General features: G+C 66.2%; 16 protein-coding genes. 8 read left to right on the plus strand and 8 right to left on the minus strand.

Going from position 1 to position 18,009, the window contains the following annotated elements; translation table 11 throughout:
- Positions 1-60: 60 nt before the first annotated feature.
- From O0879_RS04545 to O0879_RS04555, 3 genes are read right to left on the minus strand one after another with little or no spacing between them, the layout of a single operon-like run.
- Positions 61-621 (minus strand): hypothetical protein, encoded by a 561-nt coding sequence (locus O0879_RS04545; protein WP_289914953.1) that lies wholly within the window; start codon positions 619-621, stop codon positions 61-63.
- Positions 618-1,052, minus strand: a complete 435-nt coding sequence (locus O0879_RS04550) for a DUF1801 domain-containing protein (RefSeq protein WP_289909897.1) — start codon at positions 1,050-1,052, stop codon at positions 618-620. Before O0879_RS04550 ends, O0879_RS04545 begins: the two co-directional genes overlap by 4 nt.
- Positions 1,053-1,099: 47 nt before the next feature.
- On the minus strand, positions 1,100-1,708 hold the full coding sequence (locus O0879_RS04555) for a hypothetical protein (RefSeq protein ID WP_289914955.1): 609 nt from the start codon (positions 1,706-1,708) through the stop codon (positions 1,100-1,102).
- A gap of 188 nt (positions 1,709-1,896) precedes the next feature.
- On the opposite strand from O0879_RS04555, the gene O0879_RS04560 reads away from it, so the two are divergent.
- Entirely contained in the window at positions 1,897-2,805 is a 909-nt protein-coding gene (locus O0879_RS04560; protein ID WP_289905011.1) for a DUF535 family protein, read from the plus strand.
- Between the two features lie 137 nt (positions 2,806-2,942).
- Positions 2,943-4,295: a serine hydrolase gene (locus O0879_RS04565; RefSeq protein WP_289914957.1), complete on the plus strand. Its 1,353-nt coding sequence runs from the start codon at positions 2,943-2,945 to the stop codon at positions 4,293-4,295.
- Between the two features lie 3 nt (positions 4,296-4,298).
- Here O0879_RS04565 and O0879_RS04570 read toward each other — a convergent pair whose 3' ends face one another.
- The 3 genes from O0879_RS04570 to O0879_RS04580 all read right to left on the minus strand — a co-directional run bounded on the left by O0879_RS04570 (position 4,299) and on the right by O0879_RS04580 (position 7,806).
- On the minus strand, positions 4,299-4,652 hold the full coding sequence (locus O0879_RS04570; RefSeq protein WP_289914959.1) for a hypothetical protein: 354 nt from the start codon (positions 4,650-4,652) through the stop codon (positions 4,299-4,301).
- Positions 4,649-6,217: an EAL domain-containing protein gene (locus tag O0879_RS04575; RefSeq protein WP_289914960.1), complete on the minus strand. Its 1,569-nt coding sequence runs from the start codon at positions 6,215-6,217 to the stop codon at positions 4,649-4,651. Before O0879_RS04575 ends, O0879_RS04570 begins: the two co-directional genes overlap by 4 nt.
- A 92-nt stretch (positions 6,218-6,309) precedes the next feature.
- Entirely contained in the window at positions 6,310-7,806 is a 1,497-nt protein-coding gene (locus O0879_RS04580) for an MFS transporter (RefSeq protein ID WP_289914962.1), read from the minus strand.
- A gap of 85 nt (positions 7,807-7,891) precedes the next feature.
- Between O0879_RS04580 and O0879_RS04585 the strand changes: the two genes are divergently transcribed.
- Positions 7,892-8,767: a LysR substrate-binding domain-containing protein gene (locus O0879_RS04585; protein WP_289914964.1), complete on the plus strand. Its 876-nt coding sequence runs from the start codon at positions 7,892-7,894 to the stop codon at positions 8,765-8,767.
- Between the two features lie 2 nt (positions 8,768-8,769).
- Here O0879_RS04585 and O0879_RS04590 read toward each other — a convergent pair whose 3' ends face one another.
- Positions 8,770-9,339 carry an XRE family transcriptional regulator gene (locus tag O0879_RS04590; RefSeq protein WP_289914966.1) on the minus strand — a complete coding sequence of 190 codons (570 nt, stop codon included), beginning with the start codon at positions 9,337-9,339 and terminating at the stop codon, positions 8,770-8,772.
- Positions 9,340-9,419: 80 nt separating this feature from the next.
- Here O0879_RS04590 and O0879_RS04595 point away from each other — a divergent pair, with 80 nt between their 5' ends.
- Positions 9,420-9,950, plus strand: coding sequence for a GNAT family N-acetyltransferase (locus tag O0879_RS04595; protein ID WP_289914967.1), 531 nt, complete (start codon positions 9,420-9,422; stop codon positions 9,948-9,950).
- Positions 9,951-9,963: 13 nt separating this feature from the next.
- Here O0879_RS04595 and O0879_RS04600 read toward each other — a convergent pair whose 3' ends face one another.
- The gene (locus O0879_RS04600; protein WP_251348790.1) at positions 9,964-11,154 is read right to left on the minus strand and encodes a low temperature requirement protein A; all 1,191 of its coding nucleotides are present in this window, start codon (positions 11,152-11,154) and stop codon (positions 9,964-9,966) included.
- 168 nt (positions 11,155-11,322) lie between these two features.
- Here O0879_RS04600 and O0879_RS04605 point away from each other — a divergent pair, with 168 nt between their 5' ends.
- From O0879_RS04605 to O0879_RS04620, 4 genes are all read left to right on the plus strand, one after another.
- The gene (locus tag O0879_RS04605) at positions 11,323-11,781 is read left to right on the plus strand and encodes a hypothetical protein (RefSeq protein WP_289914968.1); all 459 of its coding nucleotides are present in this window, start codon (positions 11,323-11,325) and stop codon (positions 11,779-11,781) included.
- 460 nt (positions 11,782-12,241) lie between these two features.
- Positions 12,242-12,619, plus strand: coding sequence for a hypothetical protein (locus O0879_RS04610; RefSeq protein WP_251348792.1), 378 nt, complete (start codon positions 12,242-12,244; stop codon positions 12,617-12,619).
- Positions 12,620-12,799: 180 nt separating this feature from the next.
- Positions 12,800-16,468 (plus strand): hypothetical protein, encoded by a 3,669-nt coding sequence (locus tag O0879_RS04615; protein ID WP_289914969.1) that lies wholly within the window; start codon positions 12,800-12,802, stop codon positions 16,466-16,468.
- Positions 16,465-17,964 (plus strand): endonuclease/exonuclease/phosphatase family protein, encoded by a 1,500-nt coding sequence (locus tag O0879_RS04620; RefSeq protein ID WP_289914970.1) that lies wholly within the window; start codon positions 16,465-16,467, stop codon positions 17,962-17,964. Before O0879_RS04615 ends, O0879_RS04620 begins: the two co-directional genes overlap by 4 nt.
- Positions 17,965-18,009 lie beyond the last annotated feature (45 nt).

Below are 18,009 nucleotides of genomic sequence, written 5' to 3' on the forward strand. Positions count from 1 at the left end.
GTGGCGAAATGAGGACGAAGCATGGGCGCGCGTATCAGTTATCGGAATGCCATTATACGGTCACAAACGGCGGTTCAGCACGCTGTCGATATCGTGGGTTTTCAATTCCACTTCGAGCGTGCCGTCTTGCAGCCAGTAACCGTCGTCCCCCTGGCGTAGCGCATCCAGATCGAGCGTGCCCAGCGCTGGAGGGATGGCGCCAGCGAGAACAGCAGCTGCATCATCCCAGGCCGCATACAACAGTTTCAGGTACCAGCCGTCGTCGTGGGCAAAGGCGAGGAAGCGGTTTTGCAAGGCCGCCAGCCCCGTGCGCCGCGACGCGGCGGCGTGATAGGCCAGCGCCGCGGCCACGTCCCCATCCTGGGGCGGCGGCGCCGCGCCCCGCCAGTCGGCCCAGGCATGGCTGCCGCAGGCGTGCAGGTCTTCCCCGGCCAGGGCCGGCAACTGCTGCCGCGCCAGGGTCTGGTAGCCGGCCGGCTTCCTGGCCGTCCCGGCGCTGCCCTTGCGCAGCACGATGCCGCCGGACTCGCCGAGGGCGGGGAGAAAATCCTTGAATTCGATGCCGGAAGCGACCAGCATGCGCTCGGCCGGGTCGTGCCACAGATACAGATAATGTCTCAAGTCGGAGTCCGTTTGGGTTTCGGTGTCGTATTCAGCGCCACGGCGGCGCGTATCAGCGCCTTGAACGCCGCCGTATCGAGGTGCGCGCCTTCGTGCAGGTCGATGGCCCGGCGCGTGTTGCCGTCCAGACTGGCATTGAACAGGCCGGCCGGATCGGGCAAGGCGGCGCCCTTGGCGAAGGTGAGTTTCACGGCCAGTTTATAGGTTTCGCCCGTGCAAATCATGCCCGCGTGCGACCAGACAGGCACGCCGCGCCATTTGACTTCCTCGACCACGTCCGGGTCCGCCTGGCGTATCAGTGCGCGCACCGTGGCCAGCGTCTTGCCGCGCCAGTCGGCCAGCGCGGCGATTTTCGCGTCGATCAGGCGAGTAGCGGACTCGGCGCTCACCGCGCCATCCTGGGACTGCGTAGTTGGCTCTGCTTTTTTCATGGCGGTGATCTCCTTTCCTGGCTTGTCTGTGCCTGTGTGCGCCTGCCTTACGGCGCGGGATCGGCCATGCAAGCGGCCAGCGAGCTGATGAACTGGTCGCGCAAGGCCTGGTACTGCGCATCCGTCGCGAATTCCCGTTTGTCCGCCGGCTGGTTGAGCAGATAGGCGGTGGCGACCGTCCCGCTGGCGGCATGCAGCAAGGTGTATAGACTGATGATGCCCGCCGATTGCGTGACATTGGGATTGTTTAATCCTAGCACTTCCACGCCCTGGCGCGTGTCCGTTTCCAGCGACACTAATTGCGGCGCCTTGCTGTTGGCTGCCATCTGCTGCATCTGCGCCACGATGGTGTCGCGGTCGGCGGCAAACCTGCCTTCGGCGCTGCGTTCGATTTTCAGGTTCACCAGGGGCAAGCTGCCCTTGCGGAACAGCATCAGCCGATAGCCATCGGCCGTCGATACCTGCCCCTCGCCCGTCGCCAGCTTGACGCTGCGCGTCGTCACGTGCGCGGGCAAGCGGTCTTGCTGCCGGAACTGGAACTCGCTGCGGTTGATGCATTGCGCCAACGGCCCCAGGGGATCGGCCGTGCGGTCTTGCGCCTGGGCGGCCAGGGCGGCAACGAGCATGGGAATGGCAAGCAATGGGCGGTGATTCATGAGCGGCATCAGTCGAGGAGTGAAGGTGCCGCGAGCATAACCGTCCATATTGCCAGAAGGCAAATGTTTAGTTGCCATCCTCTAAAGCCCGCCTGCGTGGCTTCTTAATAGGAAATTCACCTGGCCCGCGTAGCATTCAGATTGGCAAGGCTCTCATTGTGCAGCGCCTGCCCTTTTCCGGCTGAATCATGAATGACATCGCTTTACCCCTGCACCACGGCGCCGCCGTGCCGCACCCTGCCAGCGGCCACCGCTTGAAAGCGGCGCTGGGCGCCCTCTTCTTTCCCCGCCAGCGCACGCGCTGGCAAGCTTTCCTGGGCAGCATGCCCGGCCTGAATTCGCTGGCGCAGCTGCATCCTTGCTTGCGCTTCAAGATTTACCGCCCTTACGCCTCGCGCCGGCTCGGTTGCGCGGACAGACTGGCCTTGCTGGAAGGCCATTACCGTTTCCTGTGGCAAGCCGGGGCGCGCGCCCTGGTCGAGCGGGCCGCGCGCCAGCCCGTGGTGCTGGCCGCGTTCGAAGGCAAGGATGGGGCGCTGTACCGCTTGCAGCTGACGGCCATCCACGACAGCTACCGCGAAGGCGAACTGTGCCTGCGCCTGACGCGCGACGGCCAGCCGTTCTACCTGGCCAGCTTCCTGTTCCTGCCGCGCGCCGATGGCGTGTCCCTGCAACTGGGCGCGCTGCAAGGCTTGCGCTCGGAAGCGGGCGCGCAAGCCGTGAAGGCGGCCACGCGGGCGCTGCACGGTTGCCGCCCGAAAAACCTGATGGTGACGGCCCTGCGCGATTTCGGCGATTTTTTTGCCTGCAATAACCTGTTTTTGATCAGCAATGACAACCGCATCGCCCTGAATGCGCGGCGCCGGCGCCATATCGCCGCCGATTACGACCTGGCGTGGCAGGAATTGCATGCCTTGCGCATGCGCGACGGCAATTATCACCTGCCCTGCGCCCCCTACCGGGCGCCCGACCTGGCTGACGTGCCATCGAAGAAACGGGCCGATGCGCGCCGGCGCGGTGAATTGCTGCAATGCATGTCTGCCGACATGCGCGCGCAGCTGGCGTGCCTGCTGGAAGCGCCGATGGCTGAACATTGAGCAAACGCAAGCCTTGCCATACCGGCAAACATAAAACTCAGGCAACCTTCATGTTGGGCCCGTATCCTTCACCATGCATGCCAGCCACCTTCCCCATGCGCCGGCGTGCCTTCGATCCACTCTGGACAAGGTTACCCATGACACCCACTTTCGCCCTCCTCCCCCTTTGCCTCGCCGGCAGCGCTGCACTGGCCGCCCCCGCGCTGGACGACGCCGTGCGCCAGCGCGCGGAAGAACTCACGCGCACGGGCTTGCACGCCAGCATCGTCATCGCCGTGATCGAAGGCAAGGACAGCGCCGTGTATGGTTTTGGCAGCAGCCAGACAGGCAAGAGCACCAAGCCTGGCGCCGACACCGTCTACCAGATCGGTTCCGTCACCAAGACCATGACGGCCTTGCTGCTGGCCAATGCCGTCGTCGAAGGCAAGGCCAAGCTCGACGAGCCCGTGGCGGCCTTGTTGCCGGGCTATACCGTGCCTGCCTTCGATGGAAAAACGATCAGCCTGCTCGACCTGGCCACGCATTATTCCTCGCTGCCGCGCCTGCCCGACAACTTCGCGCCCAAGGACCCGGCCAACCCGTATGCCGATTACACGGAAGCGAAGCAGCGGCAGTTTCTTGCCGCCTACCACCTGCCGCGCGCGCCAGGCACGGCCTTTGACTACTCGAACATCGGCTACGCCGTGCTGGGCACGGCCCTGGCGGCACAGGCCGGCACCAGCTATGAAGCGCTGCTGCAAAAGCGCATCGCCGTGCCGCTCGGCATGCGTTCCACCTCGAACAAGCCCACGCACGGCATGCTGGCGCGCCTGGCGCCCGGCCATCTGCTGTCGGGCGAAGCCACGCCCGCCTGGGATTTGAATGTGGTGGCGCCGGCCGGCGGCGTGTATTCCAGCGCGCGCGACATGGTCGCCTACCTGCAGGCATATATGTTCAAGCCGCTGCGCCCGTATGCGCTGGCGATCCAGCCGCAGCGTACGGTGGCGTCCGGCGACGACACGAAAATCGGCCTGTCCTGGCTGCTGGAACAGCGGCAGGGCCAGGCCTACGCCTGGCACAGCGGCCAGACGGGCGGCTACAGCAGCTATGCGGCGTTCACGACGGACGGCAAGCGGGGCGTGGTGGTGCTGACGAATACGGCGCGCGACGTCGATGCGCTGGGCCTGTCCACCTTGCTGCCCGGCACGCCCCTGCCGCCGCTGAAAAAGCCGCAAGCGGCCATCGACGTGCCGCGCGCCGCGCTCGCCGAGTACGTTGGCGAGTATCCACTGGACAAGGATTTCACCTTGACGGTGAGCCTGGGCAAGCAAGGCCTGGAAGCGGCCGGCACGGGTATGGGATCCGCCCCCTTGTTTGCCAGCGCGAAAGACCAATTCTTCTTCCGCGCCATCGACGCGGAACTGGCGTTTACGCGCGATGCGGCGGGCAAGATCGCCAGCGCCGTGCTCAAGCAAAGCGGGCAGGACACGGTCTTGCCGCGCAAACCGTAGCGATCAAGCTGCCGGATCTTGCATGAATTGCTCGACCCGCGCGACAAACGCCGCCTTGCTGCGCGTGCGAAACTCGCCCAGGAAGGCGTCGCTGCCCTGCACGATCTTCCCGTCGCGGTCGTATGCCACCTTGCCCATTTCCAGCACGAATTCGCCCTGCGGATCGTCTTCCGGCTCGAAGTGCGAATTGAAGCAGTAACCGCTGTCGCGGCAGCTGCCCCACAACAGCAATGCGCTGCTGAACCATTCCATGGTGTCCGGGCCCGGCTCCACCTCGAACAGGGTGTTGACGGTGATGTGCCAGCCGCCCGGTACGCGCAGCGGTTGCAAGGGATAGGGAAAGCGTGGCGGTTTCATGGGGACGGCGGCGCGCGGCGCGTTTGATAAAAGGCAAGGAACTCCGCGGCCGGCAGCGCTTTGGCGAACAGCCAGCCCTGGCCGAATTCGACTTTGCGTTCCAGCAAATAATCGGCTTGCTGCTGCGTTTCGATGCCTTCGGCCACGATCAGCATGTTCAAGGTGCGGGCCATCGCGATGATGTGCGGCGTGACGCTGCTGGTGGCGGCGTCCGTGCCGATGGTATCGACGAAGGATTTGTCGATCTTCAAGGCGTCGAGCGGCAGGTTTTGCAGGCTCGACAGGCTGGAATAGCCGGTGCCGAAGTCGTCGATGGCCACGGCATGGCCGCGCGCCCTGGCCTTTTCGATGGTGGCGCGCGCCGCGTCCACGTTGATGAAGCCCCGCTCCGTCGCTTCCAGCCAGATCTGCTGCGCCTCGATGCCCGTGCCGGCCAATGCCCGTTCCAGCACGTCGAGCACGCGGCCCGTTTCGATATCGCTGGCGCACAGGTTGATGGCGATGTGCAGGTCGCGGTCGGCCAGCAGCGCGGCGCGCATGTCGGCGATGACGCAATCGATCACCTGGTCCGTGATGGGCAAGATCAGGTCGCCTTCCTCGGCCACGGGGATGAACAGGTCGGGCCGTATCATGCTGCCATCGGGACGGCGCCAGCGTATCAGCGCTTCGGCGCCCACGCACACGCCCGTGTCGAGGGCAATGATCGGTTGATAATGGACAAAGAATTCGCGCCGGTCGATGGCGATGCGCAACTCTCCCATCAGCGACAAACGGCGGCGCGACAGCCACACGACGATGCCGACGAGGAAGGCGGCCATCAGCAGGCCCAGCGGCAAGAGCAGCAGCTGCTCGCGCCGCAGCCTGTCGTTCAGCTTGCTGCGCGGTTCGATCATGACGGCCGTCAAGCCGTCGCGGTACAGCATGGCATGGATGCTGCCGTCCGGCACGGCGCCGGCCGCCGCCGGCTGGCCGGCCAGCAAGGCTTGCACCAGCGCCGGGTCCGGATGGTGCAAGGTGTCGAGCACGCCCCGCTTGCCGATGGCCACGGCCATCTGGATATCGCTGTCGACGATGACGTCGGAAAAGCGCACGGGATCGATCAGCACCTTGTAGGCGCGATACGACAGCCCCACCATGCGCTTGCCGCCGCTGACGACGGGGCGCAGGTCGAAATCGAGGCCCATGCCATTGTCCAGGGTAAAGTCGGCGGGCGTGACGGCGATGCGCTCTTCCTCGATGCCCGTGGATGTGCATTTGAGCAAGCCGTTTTCCACATAGCCGATATCGTCGATGCTGCGCGTAGTGATGGTGATGCGGCGCAATTGCTGGACATGGGCTTCCGAACACGGCGCCAGCTCCAGCGCATCGGCGCTGCGCAGGGCCATGCTGGCCGAGGCGATCGAACGGTGGGCGCGCTCGAGCGCGTAACCGGCGAGCAGGCGCAGGCGTTCCTGCTCGCCCTGCTCGGCCCGCACGGACGACAGGTAAAAGGCCAGGCTCAGGGGAGCGGCCACGCCGATGACGGCCACCAGCACGCTGGTGATGATGATGCGTTTTCTGCGCATGTGATTACCTGCGGTAGTTATATGAATGCCATGTATTTCCTGATGGCATCATATTACAAGCAGAGGCCGCGCACGCAGAACTTGCTGAACAGTTACACTTTTTCCAGCGGCCTTGCCAGCACGAACACCAGCGCCGCCACCACGGCCGCCAATCCGCCAGCCAGGTACAGCACGCTGGCAAAGCCGTCGATGAAGGCGTGGCGCGCCGCTTCCTGCGCCACGGCTTGCAGGGCGGGCGGCAGCTGGCCGAAGGCTTCGGAGGCGTTGCCGGCGACGATGCGCCCGATCATTTCCGGCGAAGCCTTCAAGCCGTGCAGCCACGCCAGTTGCTCGAACGAGGCGGCCGTGCGCATGGCCAGCACGGCGCCCAGCGCGCCCACGGCCAGCACGATGCCGACAAAGCGCGTGGTGGTGCTGATGCCGGAGCCCATGCCCGTGCGTTCCCTGGGGATGCAGGCGAGGATGGCCTTTTGCGTGGTGCCGTTGAGCAATCCCGCCCCCGCCCCCGTGACGACCATGCCGGCAGCGACCCAGCCATACTGCAGGCTGGCGGCGGCCAGGGCCGTGGCCACGTTGCCCGCGGCGACGATCAGCAGCCCCGTCACGAGGATGCCGCGGTCGTCCAGGTAATGCATGGCGCGCGGCGCCAGGCGCGACAGCACGACCATGGCGACGGCAAACGGCAGCATGGCGCAGCCGGCCAGCACGGCGGAAAAGCCGAAGGCGTTCTGCAGATACAGCGGTAAAAAGGTCATCATCACTTGCGCGGCGATGGCGTAGCCGAACATGCCCAGCACGGCGCCGACGAACACGCGCCGGCCAAACAGGGATAGATCGACCATGGGCGCGCGCTGGCGCCGCTCCACCAGCACGAATACCAGCAGCAGCGCCGCGCCCGCCAGGAAGCGCAGCAGGGTGGCGCGGCTGGACCAGCCCGCCACGCTGGCGTCGATCAAGCCCCAGATGATGCAGAACAGGCCGGCGGAAAACAGCAGCGCACCAGCCGGGTCGAAGCTGGCGTTGGACGCATCCTTCGATTCATCCACGTGCCTGCTAACCAGCCACATCAAGATGGCCACGACGGGCAGGTTCAGGTAGAAAATCCAGCGCCAGTTGATGGCGCTCGTGATCAGGCCGCCCAACAGCGGCGCCACCGTCATGGCCACGCCCATGGCTGCGCCCCACACGGACCAGGCGCGCGCCCGCTCCTTTTCCGCATGAAACGTGTGGCCGATGACGGCCAGCGCGGATGTGAGCAGCAGCGCGGCGCCGAGTCCCTTGACGGCGCGCGCCACGTTGAGCACGAACGGCGTCCACGCCAGGCCGCACAGCAGGGACGCCAGCGCGAACACGGCCAGGCCAAACAGCATCACCCTGCGCCGTCCCAGGCGGTCGGCGATGCTGCCGGCTGGCAACAGGAATGAGGCGAACGCCAGCATGTAGGCGCTGACCACCCATTCCACGTCGACGAAGCTGGCGTTGAGCGAGCGGGCGATCGACGGCAGGGAAACGGCCACCACGTTGGTGTCGAGCATGATCAGCGCGCACACGCCCGAGCACGTATATAAGGTCCAGTTGGTATTCTTCATGCCCCCGATTGTAAGCACGCTTGTATTATTTCCTGTTATAAGATGATCGCCTTATAATTCACTGATGGTGAATACAGACAAAGACATGGAATTGCGGCATTTTCGCTGCGTGCTGGCCGTCGCGCACAGCCTGCACTTCGCGCGGGCCGCCGCGGAACTCGGCATTTCGCCGCCCGCGCTGACCAAGCAGGTGCAGGAAACGGAGAGCTTGCTCGGCACGCGCCTGTTCCAGCGCAGCAAGCGCGCCGTGGCCCTGACGGCGGCCGGCGAATTGTTCGTCATCGAGGCGGCGCGCGCGCTGGGGCAGCTGGCGCAGGCGCAGGAAGTGGCGCGGCGCGCGGGACGGGGCGAGTTGGGACGGCTGGAAATCGGCTATGTGGCCTCGGCCGCCTACTCAGGCGTGCTGCAAGACCAGTTCGCCCGCTTTCGCGCCAGCCACCCCGGCATTCACATCGGTGCGCGCGAATACGCGATGGATGCCCTGCCCGGCTTGCTGGACCACGGCCGGGTGGACCTGGCCTTCGTGCGCCCGCCCCTGCACTTGCCGGACGGACTCGACAGCGTAGTCTTGCTGCGCGACCGCTTCGTGCTGGCCGTGCAGGCCGACAGCCCGCTGGCACGCCTCGGCGTGGCGGGGCCGGCCGCGCTGGCGCAGCAGGCGTTCATCGTGCCGGAACAGGAATTGGGAACCGTGGAAGCGAGCCGGCGCGGCGGCTTCGCGGCGCAGGTGGTGTCGCGCCCTGGCAGCCTGGTGGCCGTGCTGACGGAAGTGTCGCTGGGCGTGGGCTGCGCCATCGTGCCCCACTCGGTGATGGCCAGCGTGCAATTGCCCGGCGTCGTATTCCGCGAGCTGGAAGGGCCACAGATCAGCTCGGAAATCGCCGTGGCCTTCCGCCGCCACGAACAGGCGCCCGCCGCGCGCGCCTTCATCGCCCAGCTGCGCGCGGCGGCGCTGACTTAAGGTCAACCGCCTTTCAATACGGCCACGGCGTAGGTGCAGGCCGTGGCCGTTTCATTCCTGAACACGCAGTCGGCCGGCGGGCCCAGTTCCAGGCAGTCGCCCTCGTCCAGCACGTGGCGGGTCTCCCCTTCGATGAAGACGAGGCTGCCGCTGAGCGACCAGATGAGTTGCCGCCGCGACGCATAGGCGGCGGCCGGCATGGCCACCACGGCGCCGGGCGGCAAGGTAATATGCACGAGGTCGAGCGGCATGTCGGACGCGGGCGACACGTGGCGCCGCACATAGCCGCTCTGCGGGTCGATCCACACGGGCTGCTCAGCCTGGCGCAGCAAGCGCCCCGCGCGCATTTCGGCGCGGGCGATCAATTCGGACATGCTCAGGTCGAAGGCGCCCGACAGGCGCGCCAGCAAGGTGGCCGTGGGGCTGCAATCGCCCCGCTCCACCTTGTGCACCATCGCGCGCGACACGCCCGAGCGGGCCGCCAGCTCCGTCAGCGACCAGCCCAGGCTTTCCCGCTCGAGGCGCACCCTGGCGCCGATGCGCTGGTTCAATTCGTCTGGTTTAGTGGACATAATCAGGATTTATTGGACAAAAGCGTGGGCGGCAATCTATGATTTGTCCATTATAGTAGACGCCTAGCAAGGAGAGCAACATGCAGATACGCGATGCCCACGCGGGCGACATCGAGGCCATCACGGCCATCTACAACGATGCCGTCAGCAATACCCTGGCCATCTGGAATGAACGGACGGTCGATGCGGCCAACCGCGCCGCCTGGCTGGCCGACCGCGAAAAGGCCGGCTATCCCGTGCTCGTCGCCATCGATGCGGAAGGAACTGTGGCTGGCTACGCCTCGTTCGGCGACTGGCGCCCGTTCGAAGGTTTTCGCCATACGGTCGAGCATTCCGTGTACGTGCGCGCCGATCGGCGCGGCGCCGGGGTCGGCAAGGCCTTGATGGGGGAATTGATCGCGCGGGCGCGGGGCCTGGGCAAGCACGTGATGGTGGCGGGTATCGAAGCGGGCAATGCCGGCTCGATCGCCCTGCACAAGCAGCTGGGCTTCGAAGAGGTGGGATTGATGCGCCAGGTGGGCACCAAGTTCGGCGCCTGGCTGGACCTGGCGTTCCTGCAGCTGCAGCTCGATACGCGCAGCGATCCGGACGGCATTGCGCCGCCCGGTTGAGGTCAAACAAATATCAAGGGTCGATCTCCGGTGGCGGACGGCGCAGCGCCATATGTTCCCACACGGCCACCAATACCAGCACGCAGCTGGTGATGCAGGCCAGGGTCAGGGGCGAATACAGCCGGCCATACGCCATCGGTATCAGCGCCAGGATGATCAAGATGCCCAGCAGGTGCGACAGCGGCGGCGTGGCGCGGTCGTTGCTGACCCATTTAAACAAGGCATTGCCCAGCAGATACAGGATCGGGCCGCCCAGCAAGGCGCTGATGCCGGCGAAGCTCGCCTCGTCCGGATGCACGAGGGCCAGTTCGTCGGCCACGGCGGAAACGATCACGCCGCCCACGATCAGCACGTGGATATACGTGTAAGCCTTGCGGGCGATGCGCCCCGGATCCTTCGAGTGGGCGATGCGGTGGTGGCCCGCCTCGGCGCCCGTGTCGAAATAGATCCACCACATGGCGATGCTGCCGACCAGGGCCGACAGGAATCCCAGCCAGTTGGCGGCCGTCCATTCCAGGCCGGCGAAGGTGGCGCCCGTCACCAGCAGGGATTCGCCCAGGGCGATGATGACGAACAGCGCGCAGCGCTCGGCCATGTGGCCGCCGTCGACATCCCAGTCGGCCGTCGAGGAACGGCCCAGGCCCGGCATGCCGAACTGCATCCAGGGACCGGCCAGGTCGATCAGCAGGGCCGCGCCCCACCAGAAGATGCGCTGCTCGGGCGACGCGATGCCGCCGGCGATCCAGAAGATGCCGGACAGCACGGCCCACAGGGCGATGCGCTGGAAATTGCGGCGGCGCGACAGTTCCTCGTGGCGCACGGCCCACCAGGCGAACAGGGGCCGGCCCACCTGCATGGCGACGTAGGCGCCCGCAAAACCGAGGCCCCGCGTGCCGAACGCTTCGGGAATCGAGGCGGACATGAGCAAGCCGCCCAGCATCATGGCGAACAGGCTGATGCGGACGGGAATGCGTTCGGGATCGAGCCAGTTGGTGATCCACGAGGTAAAGATCCAGACCCACCAGACGGCCATCAACAGCAGGCCCGTCTGCAGCCAGCCCATGGCACTCAGGTGCGCCAGCAAGCCGTGCGACAGTTGCGTGACGGCAAATACGAACACGAGGTCGAAGAACAGCTCGATCATGCCCACCTTGCCGCTGTCCTGCACGCCGCGCTGGCGCAGCAGGGAAATGCGATTATTCATTTTTTTCCTTGCATAAATACCGGACCGGCGCCCGCGGCGCTGGCCAAAACGGCACGATGATAGCAGATGGGGATGGCGGCCATGGCGACGCCCTGCGGTCGGCATGCGTTTGCTCTTCCGGCCGAATTTCGTTACGATGGGTCGCATGCGCGGGACACCACCTCCACCATGTATCAGCTGAACTGGCGCGGCCCCTGGCTCGCTGTCGTGCTGCTGCTATCGCTCGGTGGCGACGCCCCGGCGCTGGCGCGCCAGCTGGCCGAACCGGCCCCCGCGTGCCGGGCGCCGCAAACCATGGCGCTGACGGTCAACAGCGACGCCATCGCCACGGCCAGCAACGATATCAATGACAACACCCTGGTGGCGCTGCGCGCCAACGGCACCGCGTACTGGACGGTTTTATTGTCGACAGCGAATATCCTGCTGCAGCTGGGCGCCGACCGCGGCGATACCATCGTGACGTTCCAGAAAGGACTGACCCTGCGTTTCCAGGCGCTCGGTCCGCAGCAATATCAAATCCTCATCGATGGCCCCATCCTCGATGACGGCACGCAATACACGCTGACTGGCAAGGTGGTAGCCGTTTTTGAACGCTGTCCGGCCCTGCCCGCGCCGGCCGCGCAATAAAGCCGCGCATGCCATCTATTTAAATCAATAAACCGTTTATATTCAATTGCATTTCCTATTCCGCTTGCCTGCCGCCGCGCAAAATGGCCGGCAGCACATTCCCGCGCCGCGTCCGGAAGCCGCATTATTCTTGCCTTCGCGACAATTCGAGAGAATCGCGCAAAAAAATAGGCATAGAATCGCTACTCGTCATGCGCAAGAGCCGGCATGGTTATATTACGAATAGCCGGAAACTACTTTTTTGAATAAGCAAATACGAAATATATTAATCAATTCCGGATTGATTAATATCAAATGTCTTGTCTTTATTTGAAATTGCGTATTGTCCCGCCATATTTTTATGGCATGGTCGCAAAGCCGTCGCTATACCGTTTCTACCGACTTACCCAACTGCCCCGAACCTGTCGGCCACGGGGCGCCCACCGCAAGTGCAGGCCGATATCACCTCATGGAGAATGTCATGTCTAACTTACCTCGCGTCGAAGTCACCAACCATACGCTGGCCTCCGGCCAAAGCGTCACCACCAACACCACGCCGAACAGCATCGCGCTGTCCATCGCCAGCGGCGACAGCAACAACCAGACCGGCATCGCCTTCCAGTTCCAGGGCCGCACCACGTACTGGAATCCCAGCGTCACCACGGGTTTTACCACGGCCAAGCTGGCCAGCGACACGGGCAACGGCGTCGTCACGTGGAAAGCCGGCCTGACGGTCACCTACTCGCCGCAAAGCACGGGCCTGTATAACGTGCTGCTCTCCGGCGACATCGTCGACAGCGGCACCTTGTATAGCTACACGGGCTTCGTGCTGGCCACCTTTACCTCCAACTCGCAGTAAGCGGCGGTTCCGCGCCCGCCTGCGGGCGGGCGCTCTGGATGGCCGCCCGCCACCGCGTCCAGGCAAGCCACCTGGCCATCCGACGCCCTTCCGGGCCCACCCGTTGTAAACGATTGCGTTGCCGCGCGGCAGCCATGCCGCCGCATCGCAGCCCGAGTCGCGTCTTGAGTGGAGGTTGTCATGGGTTTCAGTTTCGTCGCCACCGATCCCGCCAGCAAGGTCAGCCTGTATGAATCGCCGCCGCAGGCGGAGCATGCCTGGGCCGGCTACCTGCTGCCGCCCGTCGCGCCGCCGGCCACGCCCCCGGACAGCATCAGCTATGCCGACAGCCTGTCGCCGCAGCGCATGGGCAGCTACGTGTTTGCCAGCGCCCGTCCGGCGGCGCTGGACGCGGCGCCCGGCCCCTTCATCGCCGCCCTCGTCGCGTATATCGACCGGCAGTCATCGGCGCCGGGACTGAACCTGAACGCGCTGCTGTGGCTGCGCGACACCGATGCAGCGCCGACTGATTCCTTCAAGAACTACGGCTGCAGCTACACCTATAACCAGCTGACCAAGGGCTTTGCCACCAGCACCAACGTCAATTTCCGGCTGGGACAGGACCTGCTGTTCAACGTGCTGTCCGGCGTCGGCCTGTCCATCGACGCCGCCAGCGGCAGTCTGCGGCTGGCCGCGCCGCTGGCTACGCCGCCGGCGCTGGCCTTCCAGCGCAATGCCAGCGATATCGGCATACGCGTCACGGGCAGCGGCAGCACGATCCGCACGTTCGTGCCTTTGGCGGGCGCGAATGCGGGCTGCCTGACGTTTACGGCCACCGTCAACCCTCCCGTCACCTTCGGCCCAAGCGGCCTGGCCGTCGGCTTCCCCATGACCGCGCGCGACACGGCCAGCGGCCAGCTGCAGCAGCTGTTCTACCCGGCGCTGAGCGCGCCCGCCAAGCTGTCGGCCAGCCTGGCCTGGGTCGGCACGGTCGACCCGCTCGATCCCTACAATCAGAAGCTGTCCGCCAAGGCGCGGCTGGAAGGCGTATTGCGCTGCGGCTTGCTGCCGGCCGACCGGCCCGCCTTGCCGTCCACCTACCGCACTGCGCTGGGCCATGCGACGACCTTGCGGCCGCTGGGCGCCGCCAGCGGGCAGCCGCCCGTGATCGGCCTGCAGTCGGGCGCCCTGGCCTTTGGCTGCGCCGCGCAGTCGCCTTCCCAGCCCGCCACCAGCAAGGCGCTGCTGACGCCGGCCGGGCGCTTCGGCCTGAGCGCCATCGGCCAGGCTGACGGGGCGCAGACAAACTTGTTATGCGGCATCTTCGGCTCGGAACAGCTGAGCATGACCACCTATGATGGCGCCGCGCCGGAGAATGACAGCCTGCTGTTCGTGCCCGCCTCGCCCGCATACGCGTCCGTCTTTCCGTTCCAGGCCGCGACCCTGGACTTGCCCGATTCCGGTAACGTGGCCACGCCGCTGACGGCCGATTACCTCGGTTGCTGGGCCAGCGTGCTCAAGGGCGGCGCGGCCATGCCGCAATACCATGCGGAGCCGGCGGGCAGTCCCATGTACGGCCTGCCGCCGGCCGCCCGGGCCGCAGCCTTGCTGCGCACCGTGGCTGCCGATACCGTGCTCGCCTCGACCCCGCCCTCGCTGCCCGTGCCGCAGGGCGCCGCGCACGCCTTTCCCCTGCTGCCGTATGGCGGCGCCGTCAGCGGCGGCCCGCTGGATGTCAACGCCGCCCTGTTGTCGAGCTTTGAAAGCAGCATCGTGGCCGCCACCCGCAAGGCCGTCATTTCCAGCGGCGCCAGCGCCACCTGGCAGGCGCGTGCGGCCGCCAGCCGCCGCGTGCGCGGACTGGCCGCCGGCGACGCGGTGGCGGAAGCGCCGCACTACCGCACCACGCCGCAGGGAGCGGTCGCCACCGTGTCCAGCCAGGCGCAGGACCAGGACGCCTTCCTGTCAGTGACCCTGGGTCAGACCCTGGGCGGCGGCGGCCAGGTCTTGCCGTTCGGCTTCCGCTTCCCGGACGCGACCTTGCAGGATGCCTTGCAGACCAACCAGCTGTTCCTCGTGGCCGTCAACGCGGCCCACCTGTCGGACGGCGCCGCGCACTTCGACAATACCGTGGGCATCGCGGGCTGGACCATGCAAGCGCAGGTGGGCGTCGGCGTGACGCCCACGTCCTACCGCAACGTGATGCTGCTCAAGTATTGCAGCGGCAGCGTCAGGGAACGCGTCGCCAATCCGAACGCCTGGTCGGGCGCACCCGATTTTTCGCTGGCCGCCGGCGCCGGCCCCGACGTCCAGGGCATCGCCTACACGGGGCTGTCGCAATGGCTGCAGGATGTCATCGAAGCGGCCGAGGTGCTGGCGGCGGACAAGCCCGAATCGCCTTACCGGCATTTCCTGGAACTGGTCAGCGATCCTACCTGGACGGGCGTGCTGGTGCTGCAGGCGGACCTGGATCCGTCCAGTCTGCCGCCCGGCCTGCAAGGCATCGCGGCCGGCCTCGACCTGACGCGCTTCGTCGCCCACCATTTCGGCTTCACGGCCAGCCGCGTGACGGTGCATGGCGACGGCAGCATCACCCTCAACGGCAATTCCAGCACCTTCGGCCTGGTCGACTACCAGGATCCGGCCTTTGCCGCCGGCCAGCGCAACGGCTTGCCGCCCGATACCCCCATCGCCCTGCCCGACACCGACAACTATGCATTCCGCGTGCTGCAATTGCAGGTGCTGTTCGACAATGCCGTCATCAAGACCTTCAAGAGCTACGTGCAGCTGGCCGTCAACGGCCTGCTCGGCTCTCGCGTGACGGCCACCACCTTCGGCGGCAATGCGATGCCGAACAACGGCGTGGTGCTCGACGGCAGCTATATCGACCAGAACGGCACCGGCATCTACATCTTCGAGCAAGCCACGCCGTCGATATTCAGCCTCGACAGCAACCTGCTGCGCCACGTGGCGTTCCAGCGCATCCAGTTCAACTGCCTGGGCACCACCGACGCGGGCGCGACCGTGCTGAACCGTTTTTCCGTCTGGGGCACGCTGGACTTCGCCAGCCTGGACGACCGCACGGGCGCCGTGCTGGACCTGCTGTCCTTCGGCGCGCTGGCGCCGGACCTGCCGCCGGACGGCGCAGGCCTGGCCTTTTCCAACCTGGTGATCGACATGCGCTATCCGCAGACGACGCCGTCGGCCGTGCGCTTCGACGAGGTGACGGCCAACCTGGCCTACGACCTCGACGCCAGCCAGGCCAGGCCGGACAGCCTGTTCAAGGGCTTCGGCCTGGAACTGTCGGGCTTTATCGCCGCCGCGGACGGGCAAAAGCCGGCCGATTTCGGCTTCCTGCCCGTCAGCACGGCGCTGAACCTGGGCACGCTCGACGGGCCATGGCACGGCATCGTGTACGACGTCACCATGGGCGGGCCGGGCGCGCTCGTCTCGGCCGCCGGCTTCCATTCGACCCTGCTGCTGGCCTGGTCGCCCGCCAGCACGGCCGACGACGACGAGCAAGCCGTCTTCGTCGGCCTGTCGCTGCCTGGCGCGGCGCCGGGCGCCAGGCTGATCAGCCTGCAAGGCATCTTCAAGCTGGCCATCGACAATATCGGGCTGATGCGGCAAAAAGTGCCCGACGGCGACTCTTACTATTACTGCCTGCGGCTCGACAATATCGCCATCAAGTTCCTCGGCATTGCCAAGCTGCCGCCCGACGCGAACATCCAGTTCTTCCTGTTTGGCGACCCGAAGAATACGGGCAGCCTGGGCTGGTATGCCGCGTACATCGCCGATGCGGCCGCCCGCCAGGAGCAGGCACTGGCCGCGCTGCCATTGCCTGCCATTTCACTGGGGAGCGCAGCATGACCAACGTCGTGTACTGGAATATCGAGAACTTCGGCATCAACAAGGTCAACAATCCCAGCCGCAAGCGGCCCCGCTATGGCGAAGGCGGCCGCTGCGGCGGCAACCTGCCGGCCGTGGCCGCGCTGCAGCGCCGCAACCACATCCTGACCATCCTGCGCGCCACGCAGCCCGATATCTTCGTCCTGATCGAGGTGTCGGCCAGCGCGGCCGGCGCCGGCGACCTGGCGCCCGACACGGGCGGCCTGCAGGGCGCGATCTTCCTGCTGCAACAGCTGCGCACGGACCCCGCCGACCCCAACCGCGCTGCCTGGCGCATGGTGCCGCCGCTGAAAGTGGGCACGGGCGGGCGCACGGAATCGGTCGCCGTGCTGTACCGCGGCATATCGGGCACGGTTGGCACGCCCACGGAAGTGCGGCGCTATTTCACGGGGCCGAACGTGTGGACGGGCGGCGGCGTGTCGGCCGTGGCGGCCGGCGCCGTGCCCGCCGCCTACCCGGCCGGGGGCGCCGGCGCGCCCGACATCCAGGATTTGCTCAACCCGCAAGGCCAGTCGGCGCGCACCATCCCGGCCGGCGCGCAGTACAACGGCGGCCTGGCCGAGGGCATGGCGGCAGCGCGCATCGCCTTCGCCCCCGCGCCGGCGCCGGCCGTACCGCCCGTCGTTGGCGGCCTGGTCAATTTCAACGGCTTGCGCCAGCCCTTCATGGTCACTTTCGTGGAAACCAACCGGACCAACGTCATCACGCGCAACCTGACTCTGTTTGCCGTGCATGCGCCGCCCAACCACGGCGGCGCCACCAATTTCATCAATATTCTGCTGCGCGGCGTGCTCGACGTGGCGGCGCCGCCCGCCGGCGCGCCGCACAATGAAGTCAAGATGATCTGCGGCGACTTCAACCTGAACGCCATCTACGCGCAGCCGCCCGGCGCGGGCGGGCGGACGACGGCCTACGACCAGTTGCGCGCGATCAACTACATACCGCTGCTGGACCCGCCGCCCGCCATGCCGGCGGCGCCGAACCTGACGCTGGATGCGTACCAGGGCTACCTGGCCACGCATATCCGTCCCAAGCGCACCAAGCAGCAGCTGACGCAGCAATCGCGCTTCCTGTGGTCCGACAATACGTCCGGCGGCGCGCTGGTGGCGGCGCCGTATCCCGGCTATAACTATATCGGCAGCGATATGGTGAGCAACTTTTTCTCGATCGACAATATGCTCGTCAACCCGCTGGTGCCGGCGAATAACTACCAGTTCACGGTGATGAACCCCGTGTCGGGCACGCCGTTCACGGTGGCGGGCGGCATGCCCGCGGGCGTACCCATCGGCACGCGTCCGCTGCCCGCGCAATTTCCGAACGTGCCTGCCGGCATGGCCTGGCCGCAATCGCCGGCGGCCGTGTATGCCGTAGGCCAGGCGCGCACCCTGAACGGCTGGGCCAATTACGGCTACCTGCGCAGCACCAGCGACCACCTGGCGCTGTTTGCCGTGCTGTAGACAGAGCGTCCGGGCGGGTGCGAGCGTCCGCCCCGGACATCATGA

This window comes from Janthinobacterium sp. SUN120, from assembly GCF_030397735.1.
Lineage (GTDB): Bacteria > Pseudomonadota > Gammaproteobacteria > Burkholderiales > Burkholderiaceae_D > Janthinobacterium > Janthinobacterium kumbetense.

Bases quoted from the DNA above. Each gene is read 5' to 3' on its own strand.
- O0879_RS04600 (WP_251348790.1), bottom strand. From the start codon at position 11,154: ATGAATAATCGCATTTCCCTGCTGCGCCAGCGCGGCGTGCAGGACAGC.
- O0879_RS04570 (WP_289914959.1), bottom strand. From the start codon at position 4,652: ATGAAACCGCCACGCTTTCCCTATCCCTTGCAACCGCTGCGCGTACCG.
- O0879_RS04580 (WP_289914962.1), bottom strand. From the start codon at position 7,806: ATGAAGAATACCAACTGGACCTTATATACGTGCTCGGGCGTGTGCGCG.
- O0879_RS04555 (WP_289914955.1), bottom strand. From the start codon at position 1,708: ATGAATCACCGCCCATTGCTTGCCATTCCCATGCTCGTTGCCGCCCTG.
- O0879_RS04565 (WP_289914957.1), top strand. From the start codon at position 2,943: ATGACACCCACTTTCGCCCTCCTCCCCCTTTGCCTCGCCGGCAGCGCT.
- O0879_RS04550 (WP_289909897.1), bottom strand. From the start codon at position 1,052: ATGAAAAAAGCAGAGCCAACTACGCAGTCCCAGGATGGCGCGGTGAGC.
- O0879_RS04595 (WP_289914967.1), top strand. From the start codon at position 9,420: ATGCAGATACGCGATGCCCACGCGGGCGACATCGAGGCCATCACGGCC.
- O0879_RS04615 (WP_289914969.1), top strand. From the start codon at position 12,800: ATGGGTTTCAGTTTCGTCGCCACCGATCCCGCCAGCAAGGTCAGCCTG.
- O0879_RS04575 (WP_289914960.1), bottom strand. From the start codon at position 6,217: ATGCGCAGAAAACGCATCATCATCACCAGCGTGCTGGTGGCCGTCATC.
- O0879_RS04590 (WP_289914966.1), bottom strand. From the start codon at position 9,339: ATGTCCACTAAACCAGACGAATTGAACCAGCGCATCGGCGCCAGGGTG.
- O0879_RS04585 (WP_289914964.1), top strand. From the start codon at position 7,892: ATGGAATTGCGGCATTTTCGCTGCGTGCTGGCCGTCGCGCACAGCCTG.
- O0879_RS04605 (WP_289914968.1), top strand. From the start codon at position 11,323: ATGTATCAGCTGAACTGGCGCGGCCCCTGGCTCGCTGTCGTGCTGCTG.
- O0879_RS04620 (WP_289914970.1), top strand. From the start codon at position 16,465: ATGACCAACGTCGTGTACTGGAATATCGAGAACTTCGGCATCAACAAG.
- O0879_RS04560 (WP_289905011.1), top strand. From the start codon at position 1,897: ATGAATGACATCGCTTTACCCCTGCACCACGGCGCCGCCGTGCCGCAC.
- O0879_RS04610 (WP_251348792.1), top strand. From the start codon at position 12,242: ATGTCTAACTTACCTCGCGTCGAAGTCACCAACCATACGCTGGCCTCC.